This is a genomic window from Ruegeria sp. AM1, assembly GCF_056540745.1.
Map to the genome: position 1 here is coordinate 79,847 of NZ_JBQFXH010000008.1, position 20,042 is coordinate 99,888.

At 57.6% G+C, this 20,042-nt stretch carries 22 protein-coding genes; 10 read left to right on the forward strand and 12 right to left on the reverse strand.

Annotation, left to right across the window (positions count from 1 at the left end; translation table 11 throughout):
- Positions 1-5 precede the first annotated feature (5 nt).
- Both ACR0I7_RS15545 and ACR0I7_RS15550 read right to left on the reverse strand, forming a co-directional pair.
- The gene (locus ACR0I7_RS15545; protein WP_480512617.1) at positions 6-1,091 is read right to left on the reverse strand and encodes a Hint domain-containing protein; all 1,086 of its coding nucleotides are present in this window, start codon (positions 1,089-1,091) and stop codon (positions 6-8) included.
- Positions 1,092-1,195: 104 nt separating this feature from the next.
- A complete protein-coding gene (locus tag ACR0I7_RS15550) occupies positions 1,196-2,083 on the reverse strand; it encodes an AEC family transporter (RefSeq protein WP_480512619.1) in 888 nt (295 codons plus the stop codon).
- A 219-nt stretch (positions 2,084-2,302) separates the two neighbouring features.
- On the opposite strand from ACR0I7_RS15550, the gene ACR0I7_RS15555 reads away from it, so the two are divergent.
- Positions 2,303-3,112, forward strand: a complete 810-nt coding sequence (locus ACR0I7_RS15555; RefSeq protein ID WP_480512620.1) for a division plane positioning ATPase MipZ — start codon at positions 2,303-2,305, stop codon at positions 3,110-3,112.
- An 87-nt stretch (positions 3,113-3,199) separates the two neighbouring features.
- On the opposite strand, the gene ACR0I7_RS15560 is transcribed toward ACR0I7_RS15555, so the two are convergent.
- From ACR0I7_RS15560 to ACR0I7_RS15575, 4 genes are all read right to left on the reverse strand, one after another.
- Positions 3,200-3,724, reverse strand: a complete 525-nt coding sequence (locus tag ACR0I7_RS15560; RefSeq protein WP_480512622.1) for a GNAT family N-acetyltransferase — start codon at positions 3,722-3,724, stop codon at positions 3,200-3,202.
- 8 nt (positions 3,725-3,732) lie between these two features.
- Positions 3,733-3,990: a YjhX family toxin gene (locus ACR0I7_RS15565; RefSeq protein ID WP_480512624.1), complete on the reverse strand. Its 258-nt coding sequence runs from the start codon at positions 3,988-3,990 to the stop codon at positions 3,733-3,735.
- Positions 3,991-4,224: 234 nt separating this feature from the next.
- Positions 4,225-5,457: an adenylate/guanylate cyclase domain-containing protein gene (locus ACR0I7_RS15570; protein WP_480512626.1), complete on the reverse strand. Its 1,233-nt coding sequence runs from the start codon at positions 5,455-5,457 to the stop codon at positions 4,225-4,227.
- Positions 5,458-5,516: 59 nt separating this feature from the next.
- Positions 5,517-5,969: a MarR family winged helix-turn-helix transcriptional regulator gene (locus ACR0I7_RS15575; protein WP_480512628.1), complete on the reverse strand. Its 453-nt coding sequence runs from the start codon at positions 5,967-5,969 to the stop codon at positions 5,517-5,519.
- Between the two features lie 56 nt (positions 5,970-6,025).
- Between ACR0I7_RS15575 and hmgA the strand changes: the two genes are divergently transcribed.
- The 7 genes from hmgA (at position 6,026) to ACR0I7_RS15610 (ending at position 12,694) form a co-directional block, all read left to right on the forward strand.
- Positions 6,026-7,381 (forward strand): homogentisate 1,2-dioxygenase, encoded by a 1,356-nt coding sequence (gene hmgA, locus ACR0I7_RS15580; RefSeq protein WP_480512630.1) that lies wholly within the window; start codon positions 6,026-6,028, stop codon positions 7,379-7,381.
- A 63-nt stretch (positions 7,382-7,444) separates the two neighbouring features.
- On the forward strand, positions 7,445-8,701 hold the full coding sequence (gene fahA / locus ACR0I7_RS15585; RefSeq protein WP_480512632.1) for a fumarylacetoacetase: 1,257 nt from the start codon (positions 7,445-7,447) through the stop codon (positions 8,699-8,701).
- A 10-nt stretch (positions 8,702-8,711) separates the two neighbouring features.
- Entirely contained in the window at positions 8,712-9,662 is a 951-nt protein-coding gene (locus ACR0I7_RS15590) for an MBL fold metallo-hydrolase (RefSeq protein WP_480512635.1), read from the forward strand.
- Between the two features lie 137 nt (positions 9,663-9,799).
- Positions 9,800-11,410, forward strand: a complete 1,611-nt coding sequence (locus tag ACR0I7_RS15595; protein WP_480512637.1) for an FAD-dependent oxidoreductase — start codon at positions 9,800-9,802, stop codon at positions 11,408-11,410.
- Between the two features lie 5 nt (positions 11,411-11,415).
- Positions 11,416-11,613: a DUF2783 domain-containing protein gene (locus tag ACR0I7_RS15600; RefSeq protein WP_480512639.1), complete on the forward strand. Its 198-nt coding sequence runs from the start codon at positions 11,416-11,418 to the stop codon at positions 11,611-11,613.
- Between the two features lie 12 nt (positions 11,614-11,625).
- Positions 11,626-12,264, forward strand: a complete 639-nt coding sequence (gene maiA, locus ACR0I7_RS15605; RefSeq protein ID WP_480512641.1) for a maleylacetoacetate isomerase — start codon at positions 11,626-11,628, stop codon at positions 12,262-12,264.
- Between the two features lie 88 nt (positions 12,265-12,352).
- Positions 12,353-12,694 (forward strand): DOPA 4,5-dioxygenase family protein, encoded by a 342-nt coding sequence (locus tag ACR0I7_RS15610; RefSeq protein WP_480512643.1) that lies wholly within the window; start codon positions 12,353-12,355, stop codon positions 12,692-12,694.
- Here the strand turns inward: ACR0I7_RS15610 and ACR0I7_RS15615 are convergent.
- The gene (locus ACR0I7_RS15615; RefSeq protein WP_480512645.1) at positions 12,691-14,319 is read right to left on the reverse strand and encodes an acyl-CoA synthetase; all 1,629 of its coding nucleotides are present in this window, start codon (positions 14,317-14,319) and stop codon (positions 12,691-12,693) included. The genes ACR0I7_RS15610 and ACR0I7_RS15615 overlap by 4 nt on opposite strands.
- A gap of 222 nt (positions 14,320-14,541) precedes the next feature.
- Between ACR0I7_RS15615 and ACR0I7_RS15620 the strand changes: the two genes are divergently transcribed.
- Together ACR0I7_RS15620 and ACR0I7_RS15625 are read left to right on the forward strand one after the other, a co-directional pair.
- Positions 14,542-15,933, forward strand: a complete 1,392-nt coding sequence (locus ACR0I7_RS15620) for an aminotransferase family protein (protein WP_480512647.1) — start codon at positions 14,542-14,544, stop codon at positions 15,931-15,933.
- Between the two features lie 125 nt (positions 15,934-16,058).
- A complete protein-coding gene (locus ACR0I7_RS15625) occupies positions 16,059-16,517 on the forward strand; it encodes a hypothetical protein (protein ID WP_480512649.1) in 459 nt (152 codons plus the stop codon).
- A gap of 68 nt (positions 16,518-16,585) precedes the next feature.
- On the opposite strand, the gene ACR0I7_RS15630 is transcribed toward ACR0I7_RS15625, so the two are convergent.
- From ACR0I7_RS15630 to ACR0I7_RS15650, 5 genes are all read right to left on the reverse strand, one after another.
- Positions 16,586-17,269 (reverse strand): phosphatase PAP2 family protein, encoded by a 684-nt coding sequence (locus tag ACR0I7_RS15630; RefSeq protein WP_480512651.1) that lies wholly within the window; start codon positions 17,267-17,269, stop codon positions 16,586-16,588.
- A gap of 44 nt (positions 17,270-17,313) precedes the next feature.
- Positions 17,314-17,484, reverse strand: coding sequence for a hypothetical protein (locus ACR0I7_RS15635; RefSeq protein WP_480512653.1), 171 nt, complete (start codon positions 17,482-17,484; stop codon positions 17,314-17,316).
- A 229-nt stretch (positions 17,485-17,713) separates the two neighbouring features.
- Positions 17,714-18,079 carry a 50S ribosomal protein L20 gene (gene rplT / locus ACR0I7_RS15640; protein ID WP_093965154.1) on the reverse strand — a complete coding sequence of 122 codons (366 nt, stop codon included), beginning with the start codon at positions 18,077-18,079 and terminating at the stop codon, positions 17,714-17,716.
- A 14-nt stretch (positions 18,080-18,093) separates the two neighbouring features.
- Positions 18,094-18,294: a 50S ribosomal protein L35 gene (gene rpmI, locus ACR0I7_RS15645; protein WP_005981143.1), complete on the reverse strand. Its 201-nt coding sequence runs from the start codon at positions 18,292-18,294 to the stop codon at positions 18,094-18,096.
- A 182-nt stretch (positions 18,295-18,476) separates the two neighbouring features.
- The gene (locus tag ACR0I7_RS15650; RefSeq protein ID WP_480512655.1) at positions 18,477-20,030 is read right to left on the reverse strand and encodes an alanine/glycine:cation symporter family protein; all 1,554 of its coding nucleotides are present in this window, start codon (positions 20,028-20,030) and stop codon (positions 18,477-18,479) included.
- Positions 20,031-20,042 lie beyond the last annotated feature (12 nt).

Below are 20,042 nucleotides of genomic sequence, written 5' to 3' on the forward strand. Positions count from 1 at the left end.
GACCGTCAGAGACGCGCGCTGAACTCTGAGAACAGCAGCGGCACCTCATACATTTTCAGAACCTTGGCGGCCGTCGGGCCATAGCTGTTACGCGACAGCGACAGGATATCGGGAAATATCTCGTACAGCTCGCGCTTGGACTCAGCCGCCATGCCGCGCAGGGCGATGTCACCGGGATAGAGGCTTTCGGTCGGGGCACCGTTTGAGATGACAATCTCATGCGTGTCGAAGAGGAAATGATAGTATGCGACGCGCGGCGTTTGATGCTGAACACGCACCCCCGGCAAATCCAGCAAAGCCTTGGCAGGAACAAGGACAGCCTCGGCCTCGAAGTAGATCTCGCTGTTGGCGTTTGCGATCATGATCCGATGGTTTGGCGACACATACAGATCCGTCCTAGGAACCCCGGCACCTAACGCACCTGCGGCAATTCGAATGGGCTTGAGATGCGCAAACTGCTCCTGCGACACATCCACAATGCGCGAGCCGATCCAACGTATCGTCCGGGTATCGCCGTCCACCGTCGACACCGGATCGCCTGTCTCCAGATGTTCGACAGGGGTTTGACCGAAAGGGGTCGCGATCAATGTGCCTGACACAAAACAGGGCACATCGACCAACGCAGTGGGATCGGTTGTGTCCGGCGCGTTGGTGGGGGTCACGTTCGAGCGCACGAATGTATATGTCACGCCCGCAACCAGCGGCTCGGAGGTGATGTAGCCTGCCAGCGCGCCTTCGACCTCGACCCGGTAGACATCGATGGTGCCGCCGCCCGGCTTGGCTAGCGCATAGGTTTCTTCAAGATAGATCGCGCCGCTCAGAAACGTCGTCGAGCCATCCAGATTGGTCACATCACCTGATTGCGTAAGGTCATCCCCATCCTCATCATCGAACCTGTCACCGTTGAAATCTGTGCCATTGTCCGGAGCGCCATTAACCAGGGTGCCACCCGCCGCGTCCTCAACGTCAAACACGCGCCGGTCGGTGGACGGGTCATAGCTGGCCGACAGGGTGATGTTCCCCGTGCTGAACGTGGTGAACGAAACAGAAATGACACCTGGCGCATAGCCGATATAGGAGTAATTCGCCATGATCTGACCTCGCGATCATATTGAGGTATATGAATATACATACCGAAGCGGGCTTTTCTATGGCTTCGAGTGGACATTCAACGCAGACGTGGCGTCAACTTACGTCAGAGGCCGTAAGACAGCGCCAGTGGCAGAACCAGAATAGTCGTTAGTGTCGAGACCAGAATGAAACCCGCAACGTCGGGGCCGTATTCCGGAACATGCTGATCGATGAACAGATATGTGGCGACCGAGGATGGCATCAGACAACACAGGATCAGGGCGCCCCGCTCGACCCCTGTAAATCCGAACAGCCAGACCAGCGTGCCGGCGATAAGAACCGCCATCACCAGATGCAAAATGGTCAGCAGCACCGCAAGGCCAAGGGATTTGATCCGCAGGGTTGCCAGCGTATGCCCAAGCGTCAACAGCATCAAAGGGATCGAAAGACCGCCCAATATGTCAAAGGATTTGGCGAGCGGGTCTGGAAGACTTTGCCCTGTTGCCATCAGGATCAACGCGATGACAACCGCATAGATGATCGGAGAGGTCGCCAGTTTCCGGGCCGAGAACGTTCCGGCCGGAATCCACATACCAAGTGTGAAGATACTGACCAGTACAACAACGACAAAGGCCATCGTATAGGCCATACCTGCGTCGCCCAGCGCAAGCAGCGTGATCGGCAGCCCGATATTGCCGACATTCCCATGCATCAACGGGGTCAGAAAAGCGCGCACTGGCAGGCGCAGCACCTTGAGGACCGCAAAGCCAAGCACACCGAAGCTGGCCACCGCCAACGCCGCGGCGCTCATCATATCCAGAAATGTGCCGATCTGGATGCTGGTGGCCGACAGATGCGATATAATCAGTGTCGGGTATCCAACTCTGGACACGATCCCTCCGATCACCTTGTTGTCGAACGGGGCGTTCATCAGGGCGAGGCAATATCCCACCCCCGCGCAGATCAGCACCGGCAGAACCACATTCAGCACATTCAGAAATAGGTGATCCAACCCTGCCCCTTTCGTGCTGAACCGTTGATGAGGACAGTGAAACAGGTCCGCGCGATTGGCAACCATAGCCTGCAAACCACGGTCAGCGCGTCTTTTTCGAAATTAGAGCCGGATATTGCGGGCGAGAGCGGCCCGAGGTTCTTCCCTTCACTGTCCACACAACATATAGTGGCCAACAACAACGTGTAGATAAACACGGCGGGACTTGGGAATACAAGCATGGCACATATCATTGTCGTCGGGAATGAAAAAGGTGGCGCAGGGAAATCGACCGTGTCGATGCATGTGGCGACCGCTCTGGCCCGGTTGGGTCACAAGGTCAGCACGCTGGATCTGGACCTGCGTCAGCGCAGCCTTGGGCGCTATTTCGAAAACCGCATGAATTTTCTGAACGGCGCCGAGATCACGCTGCCCAGCCCGCGCCACCACGATCTGCCGGAAATTGATGCCAGCCAGCTGAAACCCGGCGAGAACATCTATGACCATCGCCTGTCGGCTGCAGTTGCTGAACTGGAAAGCGACAGCGACTTTATCCTGATCGACTGCCCCGGCTCGCACACGCGCCTGAGCCAGGTGGCGCATTCGCTGGCCGATACGCTGATCACGCCGCTGAACGACAGCTTTATCGACTTTGATCTGCTGGCCCGGATCGATTCAAAGGGCGAAAAAATCCTTGGCCCGTCAGTCTATTCCGAGATGGTTTGGAACGCACGGCAGTTGCGGGCACAGGCCGGTCTGAAACCTATCGACTGGGTTGTGGTGCGCAACCGGGTGGGCACGCAGCGCATGGTCAACAAGGAAAAGATGCAGCGCGCGATCGAGATGCTGTCGCAGCGCATCGGCTTCCGCGTCGCATCAGGCTTTTCCGAACGTGTGATTTTCCGCGAGCTGTTCCCGCGCGGCCTGACCCTGCTGGACCTCAAGGATATCGGTGTCAAACAGCTCAACATCTCAAACATCGCGGCCCGGCAGGAATTGCGCGATATGATGAAAGAGCTGAGCCTGCCGGGGGTAGAGATCGACTTTTGACAGAGCGCAGTTGGTGCTGAGCGGACAAACCGGGTGCGCAATCTTCAGTCACTCCGGTTTGCCCTGTCTGCGGTCTAGCGCAAGCAGTTACGCGTCATAGGCAGAGGTGTCCCAATATTCGGGCTGCATGACAGGCTCTACAGCAACCGTTTTACCGCTGAGCGGCGCCACGGCCCCGGCAGTCAACTCAAGCACCATCCACGACTGCGGGATCGTCAACAGGTCCGGATATGGCGTTTGCTTGTCGGTCGGAACATATCCGTATCTGGGATAGAACGCAGGCACGCCCAGCACGAACACCGCATCAACCCCGATAGAGCTAAGATGCTCTGTGCTGCGCTCCATCAGTTCTTTCCCGACGCCGCGCCCCTGAAATTCGGGCAGCACGCCACACGGGGCCAGCAGATAGCATGTCGCTTCGGGGTGGTCCTGAAAGACAAACGGCGTGAACAGGACATTGCCCACGATTCTGCCCTCACGCGTTGCGCTGATTGAAATCGTGTCCGGCAGATCCAGAAATCCTTTGGCAAGATGCGCAACTTCGGGACCTTCTGCATCGCCGAAGGCCAGCCTGTGGACCTGCAGAACGGCCTCTTCGTCTGATTTGTTCATGGCTTTTCCTATCTTTGGTTCATTTGCGCGCGCGCGGATTTGACCCCCAACGGAGAGGCCCTGTAGGGCCCGCCGTTTTTTGAATGGATAAATCCCCGCTTCAGCAGGCGCTTGAAGACGTTAAGGGTGCAATCGATCAGCACGTGACCGTTGCGCGTGTAACAGGTGATGTCATGAATTTTTCCGTTTTCCAGACGTTCATGACGGATGGACCCACCAAGGGCGAGTTCATGCAAAACACGTTGCTCGTGCTTTGAGATATTCATTGGGATGTCCCGATATTATGAAAGTACAGAAACAGGTTCACTCAGTCTTGCGCGTGAGTGTGTTTGCTCGTGTCGGTGTTCCTGAATTGGCTCGCCAGGAACGGGCGTTATGCCCGGGACTCTTTCATAAAATCTCCATCGTACAAGGCGATCTGCCTCAGACGTTCTGTTCAACTAGTCCCGGATCGGCGACACGTCAACCCTCTGACCGACAGACCAAAAACGCGGATCGCGTTATGCCGGATCATAAACCGTAAAGAGCTCTTTCGGTTCATTCACACCCCGCAGCATATACCGCCCAACCGAGATCATCTCTTGGCTGCAAGGCTGCGCGACGCGGGCCACATCGTCAGAGATCAGGATTCGCTGCCCAAGTGAACGGTGCATACCGGCAATGCGGGCGGCCTGATTCACCGTCGGGCCGATCACCGTAAAATCCAAACGATTTTCGGCGCCGATATTACCATAGAGAATTTCACCCGCATGCAGAGCAAGCGTATATTTGGCTGTTGGCAACCCCTCGGCTTGACGGCTGGCGTTCATCTCGGACATACGTTTCTGCAACAGGGTCACCGCGCCCAGCGCCGCGCGGGCGTCCGCGTCGATCTCGCCAACATCGAACATCGCCATCAGGCCGTCGCCCATGAATTTCAGAATGCTCCCGTCGCATTCGTGGACAACCGACACCGCCACGGCGAGATAGTCGTTCAGCATCCCGATGATCTCATCGCCGGGCAACTCTTCGGAGAGGCTGGTGAACCCTTCAAGATCAAAATTCCAGATCACCGCATCAATCTGCTGCAACGACCCGCGCCGGATTTCACCGGACAAGACGCGCTGACCCGCATCCCGCCCCAGATAAACCCGCAGGAGGTCCTTCGCCATCTTGGCGGTTCTGGCCGATTTCAAAGCAAGGCCGAGATGCGGCTTAACTGCGTTGATCAGGGCCAGATCAGAATCGCTGAAGCCGGTGGGCGCATTGCTGGTCCAGGACATCAGGACGCCGTCGCCCACCTTTTTGGTCTCGTCTGCCCAGAACTTCTCGGTCGGCTCAAACGAGATTCCGGTGGCATAATAGTCCGTCGCGCCGTCCTGGCGCAGCTCGTTGAGCAGCGGGAACCGGCTGGGTTCGTTCTGATCCACCAATCGCTCACGCAATTCGCTGAGGTTTTCGTTCAGTACCGCAAAGAGCGGGCTGGCGCGCCAGACTTCGCTGGGCGTCTCTGTGTATTCATAATTCTGGGACTCGCCGCCCTGCCCCTGATACCAGCTGTAACCGCTGCCTCCGTAAACCGGGTGCAGGGCCGATTGGGCCGCATGAAATCGCATCAACGGAACACCCATGTCCAGCAGACGGTTACAATACCCGTCCAGCAGCTCATCCTGCTTTGCCCCTTCCAATCCGCGCTCGGTAATCCATTCGATCAATTCATGTGCCTTGGCGGTGGGGATATCCGCTGATGTCATGTTTTGTCCTGTGTTCTGTTCGGTACCTATCTGGGAACAAGCCGTCTGAATTACCAGTCTTACTCCATTCCGGCCAATCGGCGCAGCATCATCCGCAACAAGGCGGCTTCGCCTGTTGTAAACATGCCCGCCAGCTTTGCGTCATACTGTTCCGCAATACCCCGCAACTCACGATAAACCGACTGACCCGCGAGCGTCAGTGTAAGCCACTCAACCCTGCGGTCCTCTTCGTCGCGCGTTCTTTTGAGAAAACGGCGCAGCTCAAGCTTGCGTACCGCGCGGCTGATCTTGGTTTTGTGAATCTTGGCCCGCTCACCGATATCTTTGGCCGTCAGTTCGCCATAATTCCCCAAGTGGAACAACACGCGCCACTCAGTGCGCAGCATCCCATACCGATTCTTATAGACCTGTTGAAACTCCAGCGAGCTCTCTTCCGCCGCCTGATTCAGTAGGAATGGCAGGAAATTTCGCAGATCAAACTCATCTTTTTGGTCATCTTCAGGCTGTGTCATGCTTGTTAGTTACAAAATCAACTATTATTCGACAAGCAGCAATGGAGGAGATCACGATGAATCGGCAAACCGATCCGCATCAAATGACCCAGGCCAGCACCCCTGTCGGCACCCATGCGGGATACATGCCCGGCTTTGGAAATGATTTCGAAACCGAAGCGCTGCCAGACGCGCTGCCACAGGGGATGAACAGCCCCCAAAGATGTAACTATGGCCTGTATGGCGAACAGCTGAGCGGCACAGCCTTTACCGCGAACCCGCCCGAGAGGACATGGTGCTATCGCATTCGCCCGTCAGTCAAGCATTCGCACCGTTACAAAAAGATCGACCTGCCGCATTGGAAATCTGCGCCATGTGTCGATCCGGATGTGATCAGCTTGGGACAGTATCGTTGGGATGCTATTCCACATTCTGACGAAGGACTGAACTGGCTGACCGGCATGCGCACCATGACCACGGCGGGGGATGTGAACACGCAAGTGGGCATGGCGAGCCATATCTATCTGGTCACGGAATCCATGGTTGATGACTATTTCTTCTCGGCAGATTCCGAACTGCTGGTAGTGCCACAGGAAGGCCGTCTGCGCTTTTCCACCGAGTTGGGCATCATTGATCTGGAACCCAAAGAGATCGCCATCATCCCGCGCGGCCTGCTCTATCGTGTCGAAGTGCTGGAGGGACCGGCGCGCGGTTTTGTCTGCGAAAACTACGGTCAGAAATTCGAACTGCCCGGACGTGGCCCAATCGGCGCAAACTGCATGGCCAATCCGCGCGATTTCAAAGCCCCAGTTGCGGCGTTTGAAGATCGTGAGGTGCCGTCGACCGTCACAATCAAATGGTGCGGCCAGTTCCACACCACCAAGATTGGTCACAGCCCCCTGGATGTGGTCGCCTGGCACGGCAACTATGCGCCTTACAAATACGACCTGCGCACCTATTGTCCGGTCGGTTCGATCCTGTTCGACCATCCAGACCCGTCGATCTTTACCGTTCTGACGGCACCATCCGGTCAGCCGGGCACGGCCAATATCGACTTTGCCCTGTTCCGCGAACGCTGGATGGTGATGGAGGATACATTCCGCCCGCCCTGGTATCACAAGAACATCATGTCCGAGATGATGGGCAATATTTATGGCCAGTACGATGCCAAGCCGCAGGGCTTTGTTCCGGGTGGCATGAGCTTGCACAACATGATGATCCCGCACGGGCCGGACAAAGAAGCGTTTGAAAAGGCCTCCTATTCGAATCTGGGCCCGGATAAGCTGGATAATACGATGTCGTTCATGTTCGAAACCCGCTTCCCGCAGCACCTGACCGAGTTTGCGGCAAAAGAGGCGCCCCTTCAGGACGACTACATCGATTGCTGGACCGATATCGAAAAGAAATTCGACGGGACCCCCGGTAAGAAATAAACATAGCGTGCGGCTCGGAGTTCATTGCAGGACTACGCGCCGCTGCAAAGGTTCGGAGATGATATGCCTTTGATGAAATCCTGGGTGGCCTCGGCCAATGACCCAAGCCAACCGTTCCCCCTGAACAACCTGCCGTATGGAGTCTTTTCAACACCCGACGCTGAACCCTGCTGCGGCGTTGCGATCGGGGATATGATCCTGAACATCACCGCCGCGGAAGAGGCGGGCCTGATCACGTTGGCAGATGAGCCCCTGTTCGACCTGCCGTTCTGGAATCCGCTGATGGAGGAAGGCCCCGCCGTCTGGGCCGCGCTGCGTGACCGGTTGGTAGCCTTGCTGGCCGAGGGGTCCGAGGAAGAGGCGAAGGTTGTCCCCCTGCTGGTTGCACAAGCAGAGGCCACGATGCACATGCCCTTTGCCGTCAGCGAATACACGGATTTCTACGCAGGCCGGAACCATGCATTTAACGTGGGCACCATGTTCCGCGGACCGGAAAACGCGCTGCCGCCGAACTGGCTGCACATTCCTATTGGCTACAACGGGCGCGCATCGTCTGTAGTCGTCTCAGGCACAGATATTCGTCGACCATGGGGTCAGTTGAAAACACCCGATCAGGACAAGCCGTCCTTCCTGCCCTGCCGCCGGTTCGATATCGAGTTAGAGATGGGTGCAATCGTTGGCACACCTTCTGACGGACCAATTTCGGTGCAGGAGGCCGATGACCATATCTTTGGCTATGTCCTGCTGAACGACTGGTCTGCACGAGATATCCAGGCCTGGGAATACCAGCCGCTTGGCCCGTTTCAGGCCAAAGCCACGGCAACCTCGGTCAGCCCCTGGATCGTGACCAAAGCCGCGTTGGAACCCTTCCGTTGCAATACACCCGCCCGCGAGTTCGAATTGCTAGATCATCTGAAAGACTGCGGTCCGATGCTGTACGACATAGACCTGCAAGTGACCATGGCACCCGCCGGCAAGGCCGAGACTGTCATCGCGGAGACCAATTATAACCAGATGTACTATTCCGCCGCACAGCAGCTGTCGCACCATACGACATCGGGTTGCCCGATGAATGTGGGCGACCTGTTAGGATCAGGCACGATCTCGGGCCCAACCAAGCCCGAACGAGGTTCACTGCTTGAACTGAGTTGGGGCGGTAAAGAGCCGCTGACGCTGGATACCGGAGAGACCCGCAGCTTTATCGAGGATGGTGATACTCTGACCTTGAAAGGCGCAGCCAAAGGGGATGGATACACCATCGGTTTTGGCGATTGTGTTGGTGCGGTCCTGCCCGCCGTCGAAAACCCCTACGCAAGATAAGGATTCAGTCATGGCCAAAGCATTCGCGTCTCAGGGGGATATGTCGGAAAAGGAAATCTCGTTCACCGAGGTTGGAGAAGGTCTCTATGCCTTTACCGCCGAAGGTGATCCGAATTCAGGTGTCATCATCGGGGATGACAGCGTGATGATCGTCGAGGCGCAGGCGACCCCGCGTCTGGCAAACAAAGTGATCGAATGCGTTCGCTCGGTCACGGACAAGCCGATCACGCACGTCGCCCTGACCCATTATCACGCGGTGCGTGTTCTGGGGGCGAGTGCCTTTGGCGCGCAGCAAATCCTGATGTCGGACATGGCCCGCGCCATGGTGGTGGAACGCGGCCAAGAGGACTGGGACAGCGAATTCCAACGCTTCCCGCGCTTGTTCGAAGGGCATAAGAGCATTCCGGGTCTGACCTGGCCCACCACCACGTTCAGCGACACGATGACCGTGTATCTGGGCAACCGCCGGATTGACCTGATGCATCTTGGGCGGGCGCATACTGCCGGTGACATCGTGATCCACGTACCGGACCAGAACGTCATGTTCACCGGTGACATCGTCGAATACCACTCGGCCTGCTATTGCGGCGATGGTCATTTCGGCGATTGGGGCGACACGCTGGACGAAATCAAATGGTTCGACGTCGATGCCATCGCTCCGGGTCGGGGGGATGCGCTGGTCGGCAAAGAGATGGTCAATGCGGCGATCGAAAACACCCGCGATTTCGTCGAAAGCACCTATCGCCCGGCGGCCAAGGTCGCGGCGCGCGGCGGGTCGCTTAAGGAAGCATGGGATGCGGTTCGGGCGGAATGCGACCCGAAATTCGCCGATTACGCCATTTACGAGCATTGCCTGCCCTTCAACGTCGCCCGCGCCTATGACGAGGCGCGCGGCATCGACACACCGCGCATCTGGACCGCACAGCGCGATCTGGAGATGTGGGAGGCTCTGCAGGGCTGAGGAAACTACGGGCGACTTTGATCCAGATCGTGTCGCCCGACCGGAATCGATGAAACCCTCCGGTACAGGTTCCGGCACACCGTGGCCGGAGAACAGTATTTGTGTGCCTGCCGCGCACAGACATTGGGGGAGAGCCCATGAACAAGATTTTTGAAGTTCCACTCTACACCTATGAGCGCAGCCCGGATCAGGACGCCTCGGCGCCCGTACGACACAAGGTTATTGTTATTGGTGCAGGACCGATCGGACTGGCCGCAGCCATCGATCTTGCGCAACAGGGGATCGAAGTTGTTGTTCTGGACGACAATGACAAGGTCAGCTTCGGTAGCCGTGCCATCTGCTTTGCCAAGCGCACTCTGGAGATCGCCGATCGCCTGGGCGGTGGCAAACCCATGGTCGACAAGGGGGTTCAATGGAACGTCGGCAAGGTGTTCTTTGACGAACGCGAAGTCTATCAGTTCAATCTGTTGCCCGAAGCAGGCCATGCCAATCCGGCCTTCGTCAATCTGCAGCAGTATTACTTTGAACAGTTCCTGGTTGACCGCGTCCGCGCGCTTCAGGCGCAGGGGGCTCCGATCGAAATCCGGGGCCGCAACAAGGTCGAGGCCATTGGCACCCATGATGATCACGTCAAGCTGGAAGTCGAGACCCCCGAAGGGTCCTATACGGTCGAGGCGGACTGGCTGATCGCATGTGATGGTGCCGGATCGCCCACGCGGCGGATGCTGGGTCTGGATTTCGTGGGCCGGATTTTCGAAGATAATTTCCTGATCGCCGATGTGATCATGGACGCGGATTTCCCGACCGAGCGGTGGTTCTGGTTCGATCCACCATTCAACAAAGGTCAGTCCGCGCTGTTGCACAAACAGCCCGACGGCGTGTGGCGCATTGACCTGCAATTGGGCTGGGATATCGACAAAGAGCGCGAAAAGCGGCCCGAAAACGTTATCCCACGCCTCAAGTCAATGCTGGGAGAAGATGTCGACTTCGAACTGGAATGGGTTTCGATCTATACATTCCAGTGCCGCAGAATGGAAAAGTTCCGTCACAACCGGGTCATCTTTGCCGGTGACAGCGCCCATCAAGTCAGCCCGTTCGGTGCGCGCGGTGCCAATTCCGGAATGCAGGACACCGACAATCTGTGCTGGAAGCTCAAGCTGGTGATCGACGGCAAGGCGCCCGAAACGCTGCTGGACAGCTATGATGCGGAACGTATCCAAGGGGCGGATGAAAACATCCTGAATTCGACCCGTTCCACCGATTTCATCACACCCAAATCGCAGATGTCACGTATCCTGCGGGACGCTGTACTGGACCTGAGCGAGCATTACGAATTTGCCCGCCCGCTGGTAAACTCGGGCCGCCTGAGCCTGCCATGCACCTATGACGGGTCGCCGCTGAATTCGGCGGACGCACTGAACGGTCCTGCGCACAGTCGGCCGGGATCGCCCTGCCCCGATGCGCCTTTGGGTGACGCGTTTCTTTTGCCGAAACTCGCCGGAAAGTTCACCCTGCTGACCATCGACGCGGACGCACCTGATGTGATCGAGGAAGACGGGATCGAAGTCACGCGCCTGGCCCTGTCCGTCAAGGACGATCCGACGCTGGCGCTGAAACGGCGGTATCTGGGGGATGCCACGAGCGCCGTCTACCTGATCCGCCCGGATCAGCATGTGGCCGCCCGGCGCGACACGTATGAAGACAACACCTTCCGGCATGCGATCCGCCGGGCCTGCGGCAAGGAGTAAGCACAATGAGTGATCTGATCCTCACCCCGAATATCAAAAACGCCGACGATTTCTATGCCGACCTGCTGGCCGTACATGAAGGGCTTGAAAAGGCCGATAGTGACGCGCTAAACGCGCGCCTGGTGCTGGTTCTGGCCAATCATATCGGCGACCCGGCAGTTCTGAGACAGGCGCTGAAGGCTGTAAACCTCAGCGACACATGAAAGGACGCCAGCATGGGTGATATCGTTCTGTATGACTATTGGCGCTCATCGGCCAGCTATCGGGTGCGGATTGCGCTGAACCTGGCCGACCTCAACTATCGTCAGGTGGTCGTGAACCTGGCCAAGGGCGAGCACCGCGATGCAGTACATCTGTCCCGCAATCCGCAGGGTCTGGTACCGGTGCTCGAGATTGATGGCGTTCAACTCACGCAATCGCTGGCCATTCTCGATTATCTCAGCCAGACCCGTGGCCTGTACCTCTTGCCCAACGACCCAGTTCAGCGGGCGCGGGTTCAGGCGCTGGCCCATACGGTGGCTGTAGACGTTCACCCGGTCTGCAACCTATCGGTCGCCAAACACGCAACCGCGCTGAGCGGTGGCGCAGACGGGATGCCGGGCGACTGGATGCGCCATTTCATCCGCCCCGGCCTGCTGGCGTTCGAAGCCCAGCTGGCAGAGTTCGAGCAAGCGCCCTATTGCGCTGGCTCCAAGCCGGGACTGGCCGACATTTGCCTGATGCCGCAAATATACAATGCCCGTCGGTGGGAGGTTGATCTGACCGATATGCCGCGACTGCTGAGCGTCGAGGCCGCTTGCACCGAACATCCGGCCTTTGCGGCGGCCCATCCCGACGCCAACGCGCCAACCTGAGAATGACGCACAGTTTCTGTGTGTGGACGCTGGTGTAATTCATTGCTGATCCCTCCTACCTTTGACCAAACAGTGATAGGAGGCCACGATGCCAGAGATTACCGGCTACCACGCGCATGTGTATTTCGACGCCGACACCCAAGAGACGGCACAGAGAATCTGCGAAGAAGCTGCACGCCTGTTTCCGGTTCAGATGGGGCGCATGCACGCGCGCAATGTCGGGCCGCACCCACGCTGGAGCTGTCAGCTGGGGTTTGCCGCAGACGCGTTCGATCAGGTCATCCCCTGGCTGATGCTGAACCGGCAGGGCCTGACCGTCTTCACACATCCAGAAACCGGCGATCATCTTGCAGACCACCGGGATCACGCCATCTGGATGGGTGAGATGCCGCCACTGGATCTGTCGATTTTTGACAATCTCAAGACCTAGGTGAGCGCCCGCGCCCGGTCACGCAGCACAAATTTCTGTATCTTGCCGGTCGAGGTTTTGGGCAACACCCCGAACACCACCGTTTTGGGCGCTTTGAAATGGGCCATGTTATCCCGGCAAAAGGCAATCAGATCGGCTTCGGCCACATCGCCCCCGGGTTTCAGTTCGACAAAGGCACAGGGTGTTTCCCCCCATTTCTCATCCGGTCGCGCAACCACGGCGGCCTCCATCACGGCGGGGTGCTGATAGAGGATGCCCTCGACCTCGACAGACGAGATGTTCTCGCCCCCTGAGATGATGATGTCCTTGGACCGGTCCTTGAGCGCGATATAGCCATCGGGATGCATCACACCCAGATCGCCCGACGCAAACCAGCCGCCGCGAAAGGCTTTGTCGGTGGCTTCGGCGTTTTTGAGATAGCCTTTCATCACGATATTGCCCTGCATGAAGATCTCTCCCATGGTCTCGCCATCCGGGGGCACGGGCTGCATCGTTTCAGGATCCGCGACCATCAGACCCGACAGGGCCACGTATTTGACGCCCTGCCGCACCTTAAGGGCAGCGCGGTCTTCGGCGGGCTTGTCGTTCCACTCATCTTTCCAGGCACAGACCACGGATGGCCCGTATGTTTCGGTCAGACCATAGACATGGGTGACCTCGACGCCCATCCCCTCCATCGCCGCGATCACGGTGGCGGGCGGCGGCGACCCGGCGGTCATAACCTTGATTTGCTGTTGGAAATCCTTGAGTTCGTCCGGTGCGTTGGCCAGCATGTTCAGCACAATCGGCGCGCCACAGAAATGTGTGACACCTTCTTCGCGAAAGGCGCGATAAATCGGCGCGTCCCGCACTGCGCGCAGGCAAACCGACGTGCCCGCATTCGCCGCCATGGTCCAGGGAAAGCACCAGCCGTTGCAATGAAACATCGGCAACGTCCACAGATAGACCGAATGCTGCGGCATCCCCCAGGTCAAAATGTTGGACGTCGCGTTCAGCGCTGCGCCCCGGTGATGATAGACCACTCCCTTGGGATCGCCCGTTGTGCCAGAGGTATAATTCAGCGTAATCGCGTCCCATTCGTCGACGGGCAGCGACCAGTCAAATGTGGGATCACCCTCGGCCAGAAGCCCCTCATAGGTCAGTTCGCCCAGCCGTTCACCGCCATCGAAGCTGGCATCTTCGATATCGATGACCAACAGATCGCGCTCGAGCAGCGTCAGCGCCTGTTTCACAACCTCCGAAAACTCTAGATCGACCAGCAGCACCCGCGCTTCGGCATGTGCCAGAATGAACGCGATAACCAGTGCATCCAGCCGTGTGTTGATGGCGTTCAGTACGGCCCCCGCCATGGGCACCGCAAAATGCGCCTCATAAAGCTCGGGAAGGTTTGCCGCGATGATTGACACCGTATCCCCGGGGCCGACCCCTTTTGCGACAAGGGCGCTGGCCAGTTGGCGGCAACGATCATAGGTCTGAGACCAGCTGTAGCGACGGTCTCCATAGACCACAGATGGATAGTCCGGATACACCGCCGCTGTTCGTTCCAGATAGCTGAGCGGGGACAGAGGCGTAAAATTCGCCGGGGTTTTATCCAGATGGCGCTGATAGATGGGTGCTGATGTCATCCGCCATTCCTCCCAAAATCTCGAATTGGTGTATTGAGCACGATGCGATCCCCAAAACAAACCCGTAATACTACCCATGCGCCACTACTGGAGCTAAGATAGGGGGCAATCTGGCCCTAGTTTACACGGTCCATTCGCGCTGATCTGCAGCATCACGTCAATGCGCGGTGACCGGACCCGTGTGATTCCCCGCGCGACGCTCCATTTTTGAAAGGACTGGTCATGGACGGCACGTTCAACGAAAACGATCTCTCCCGCGTAGTCGAAGCAGACCGCGCTCATATCTGGCATCACCTGCTTCAGCATAAACCCTTTGAAACCAATGACCCCCGCATCATTGTCGAAGGCAAAGGTATGCGCGTCTGGGACCAGAAGGGCAAAGAGCATCTGGATGCAGTTTCGGGTGGCGTCTGGACCGTGAACGTGGGCTATGGCCGCGAATCGATCTGTAAGGCGGTGTATGACCAGCTGATGAAGCTGTGCTATTTCGCGAACACTGCGGGCTCAATCCCCGGTTCGATCTTTGCGGAAATGCTAATCGACAAGATGCCCGGCATGACCCGCGTCTACTACACCAACTCGGGCTCTGAGGCGAACGAGAAGGCGTTCAAGATGGTGCGCCAGATCGCACACAAGAAATACGGCGGCAAGAAAACCAAGATCCTGTACCGCGACCGTGACTATCACGGCTCGACGCTGGCGACGATGTCGGCAGGTGGCCAGGACGAGCGCACCGCGCAATACGGCCCCTTCGCGCCCGATTTCGTGCGTGTGCCGCACTGCATGGAATACCGCAAGCACGAGCTGGGCGGCGCGCCCGAAGAGAACTTTGGCGAATGGGCCGCAGACCAGATCGAAGAGGTCATCCTGCGCGAAGGTCCCGACACCGTTGGCGCGCTGTGCCTTGAGCCCGTGACCGCAGGCGGCGGCGTTATCGAAGCGCCCGAGGGCTATTGGCAGCGTGTGCAGGAAATCTGCAAGAAATACGACGTGCTGTTGCATATCGACGAGGTTGTCTGCGGCGTTGGCCGGACCGGCACCTGGTTCGGTTATCAGCAATACGGCATCAAGCCGGACTTCGTAACCATGGCCAAAGGCGTGGCCTCGGGCTATGCGGCGATTGCCTGCATGGTCACCACCGAGGAAGTCTTTGAGATGTTCAAGGACGACGCGGCAGATCCGATGAACTATTTCCGCGATATCTCGACCTTCGGTGGCTGCACCGCCGGTCCCGCAGCCGCGGTTGAGAACATGCGGATCATTCAGGATGAAAACCTGCTGCAAAACTGCGTCGATATGGGCGAGCGCATGAAGGGCAACCTGAACGCGCTGATGGAAAAGCACAAAGTCATCGGCGATGTACGCGGCAAGGGCCTGTTCCTGGGTGCCGAACTGGTTGCCGATCGCGGCACCAAAGAGCCGATGGACGAGAAGAAGGTCCAGGCGGTTGTGGCCGATTGTATGGCGCAGGGCGTGATCATCGGTGCCACCAACCGCTCGATCCCCAGCCGGAACAACACGCTGTGCTTCTCGCCCGCATTGATCGCAACGGCTGACGACATCGACCAGATCACAGACGCGGTCGACGGCGCATTGGGGCGTGTATTCTGCTAACCCTGCCCGGTCAAACCTATTGAAAACCGGCGCCCTGCGGTGCCGGTTTTCTTGTTTATAATGTGGTATTTGCCAAATTCAGGAACTCGGGTAGCCTGCATGCATCTTATGCAGGAGTTTTCCTAATGTTGCTCAACCTCATTCGCAGTCTTGCCGCAGCGCTGATTCTGGCCGCCGCCGGTTCGGCCAGTGCAGAAACTGGCAGCGGGTTCCCCCAGATCGTAGGGACCTGGCACGGCACCTATCTGGTGGGTTTTGCCAAATCCAACCCAAACCACGCAAAGGGCCTGCTGAAGACCGAGATGGAGTTGGAGATCACCAAGCTGGACGGCAACCTGATCACCGCCACCAACCGCTGGCGGCGCATCGGCGACACTGACTGGATTGTGGAAGAGGCCATGGGTACGTTCAGCCTGGATGACCCTACCCGCTTTGTTCTGGCCGAGGCGGGTATCTCGGGGGATGATGTCTCCTCGGGGATTTTCCACGGGGTGTATCTGGATGACGTGTTGATGGTCACCTATGCCGGGCCCGGAACCGGTGTGGCCTTTGCGGCGCAGTTGGTGAAGAAAGAGGACAAATAGTCCGGCTTCCAAAACTCAAAAAACAGATGGCAGCGGGCCTATCACGCCCATCGCAGTTTGCCGTTCGGTTATTGTGTGACGGGCATCATGGCCTCACCACTGCCGTTCTGAATAGCTTTTAAGGCGTGTTGATAGGCAGGCTGATCACGGATCACATCCATATAGGCCTGACCCAGCACTTGCCCGGACACAACATCCATCGGGTAATGCACGCCGCCTATCACACGACCGTATCCAATTTCACGGCCAAGCTGTTCAAGCGTCTCGGATTGCTCGGGGAATACATCCGATAGGACCGATGTATAGACAATGGCACGGATCGTATGTCCGCTTGGATATGAAGTGACAGGAAACGCTGTCGCGACAGGTTCAACGGCGTCATTGATCACGAAAGGACGCGGAATATCATAGTTCGCCTTAACCATGTTGTAATCATTGCGCACGTCATCGACGATCTGATCCAACGTCTCACTCAGAACCTGTGTGTCGATATCCAGCAACCCCGTCGCAACCAAGGGTGCAAAGCGATCCAGATCAACCGGTTTTTGAACAAATTCAATTTGCTCGGCCGTTCGGCTTTCCTGCAACCACATGACTGTGAACATTTCTTTCTCGAACTCCACCGAACCGGGTTCGGCTGGGGGTCCAATCAGCGCAACCGTATCAATTGAGTTCGCCGGATAGAATTCGCCCGATAGGGCGGGGCCAGAGAGGGCCACGAAGGCGATAGCGGCAAAAGTTCTTTTGATCATCGCAATTTCCTTTTCATACGGGCAAAGGCATCTTCACGACAGCATCAGGCTTCGGCGACCATGGTTCCCCAACTTGAGAAGTGACCATCCGCTTCGCAGATGATTGTCTCCATACCGGTGATCGTATCAGTCCCGAAATAGCAGGCTGCAGATGCGGGGCTGTTTACAAAAGCTAAGCTCAGGGTGACGACCCCCAGCGCAATACAATGTTTCATCGAACTCACTCCAGCTAAGTGAGCTTCATGTGTTGATGATTTCTGGCTTTGAGTACTGTGTTTCGATTAAGTTTGCTTAATGCTTTGATCATCGATCTCAGTATGAATCCGGGGAACGACGCTGTGGCGCGGGCGCTGGAAGATATAAGCTGGCGCGCAAAAACAACCGGACATCAAAAAAGCCGCCCCAAACGGGACGGCCTTTCTTTCACTGTCTCTCGAAAGAGGATCAGGCAGCCAGAGCGGCCTGAGCTTTGGCGACGATCGCGCCGAACGCTTCGGGTTCGTGCACGGCCAGGTCGGCCAGAACTTTGCGGTCCACTTCGATACCGGCCAGGTTCAGGCCGTTGATGAAGCGGGAATATGTCAGAGCTTCGTCATGCGAACGCACGGCAGCATTGATCCGCTGGATCCACAGCGCGCGGAAGTTGCGCTTGCGGTTCTTACGGTCGCGGGTTGCGTACTGGTTGGCCTTGTCGACGGCCTGACGGGCAACCTTGAAGGTGTTCTTGCGGCGGCCATAGTAACCTTTGGCGGCCTTGATGACCTTCTTGTGACGGGCGTGAGTTACGGTTCCACCTTTAACGCGGGACATATCGGTATCTCCTCTTAGCGGTCGTAGGGCATGTAGCCCTTGACGATCTTGGCGTCGGGGGCGGACAGGGTGGTGGTGCCACGGGCGTCGCGGATGAATTTCTTGGTCCGCTTGATCATGCCGTGCCGTTTGCCGGCCTGGCCTGCCATGACCTTGCCGGTCGCAGTCACCTTAAAGCGCTTTTTGGCGCTCGACTTTGTCTTCATCTTAGGCATTTCCGTCTCCTTTTCCGGGTTCGGTTTCAAACGCGACTCGGCATGCCATCTCGGCCGGTCACGCGATCAGAAGCGCCGTTTACGCAAGTTTGGTCATACTGGCAAGGGGGGAGAGACCAGAATCTGCGCTTTTCGCAGTTGGTCTCGCACCGGGGCGACGCTGGCCGCCCCGGTGGTGTTTCTTAGTGCTCGAATTTGCGGATATCACCGCTCCGCAGCCGTTCTGCGTAAGAGGCCAGTTCCTGACGCACCACTTTCATCAGGAAGTAGAGCGCAAAGACGTTCACAACCGCCATCGCAAAGATCGCCGCATCCGAGAAGTCGATGACCGGGCCCAGATTGGCCGCTGCACCGATGACCACGAAGACGCAAAAGATGATCTTGAACACCAGCTCTTTGGTCTCGCCTTCGCCGAACAGATAGGTCCAGGCCTTGAGGCCATAATAGGACCAGCTGATCATGGTCGAGAAGGCAAACAGAACCACGGCAATCGCCAGCACATAGGGGAACCAGCTGAAGGCACTGCCGAAGGCCGCCGACGTCAGGCTGACGCCCGAGTTGCCATCGACTGTGGCAATCGCATTACCCGCTTCGTTCAGCATGTAGTTGCCGGTTGCCGGATCAACGATCAGCTGCTGCGTGATGATGATAACCAACGCTGTCATCGTACAGATCACAACCGTATCGATGAACGGCTCCAGCAGGGACACAAAGCCCTCGGTGATCGGCTCTTTGGTCCGCACCGCCGAGTGTGCAATCGCCGCAGACCCAACGCCCGCTTCGTTCGAGAACGCAGCACGACGGAAGCCCTGGATCAGCGCACCGACCATGCCGCCTGCAACGCCAAGCCCGGTAAAGGCGCCCGCGAAGATTTGGCCAAAGGCCCAACCGATCTGATCTGCGTGCATGATAATGATGACCAAAGCGGCCAGCACATACATGATACCCATGAAGGGCACGACCTTTTCAGTCACACGTGCGATGGATTTCAGGCCGCCCACAATCACTGCAAACACGATGGCCGCAAAGACGAGCCCCGTGATCCAGCCGGGATAGTCACCGGTGATGCCCGCAATCTGCTGATGCGCCTGATTGGCCTGGAACATATTGCCCCCGCCCAGCGCGCCAAGGATACAGAAGATCGAGAACAGAACCGCCAGTATTTTGCCTCCGGGCAGGCCGAGCTCGGCAAAACCCTTGGACATATAATACATCGGGCCACCCGAAACGGTGCCATCCTCGTATTCATTGCGGTATTTCACGCCGAGGGTACATTCGGTGAATTTCGACGCCATGCCCAGCAGGCCTGCGACGATCATCCAGAAGGTTGCGCCCGGCCCGCCAATGCCGACGGCCACCGCCACACCGGCAATGTTGCCAAGGCCAACTGTCCCCGAAAGCGCGGTTGCCAAGGCTTGGAAGTGGCTGACCTCACCCGCGTCGTTGGGATCGGAATAGTCGCCTTTGACCAGGCTGATCGCGTGGCCAAAAAAGCGGAACTGCACAAAGGCAAAATACAACGAGAACACCGTCGCCGCGATCACCAGCCAGCCCACGATCCATGGGAACCCCGTCCCCGGGAACGGCGCGAAGATAAAGCTGACGAATGGCCCTGTGAAATCAGCGAAAGCCTGATTGATCTTTTCATCAAGGCCCACCGTCTCCTGCGCCGAAGCCTCGCTGGCCATCAAGGACGCCGCAACAACGGGAAGGCTCAGTTTCTTTAGCGTTTCCATTTTGATCCCCTT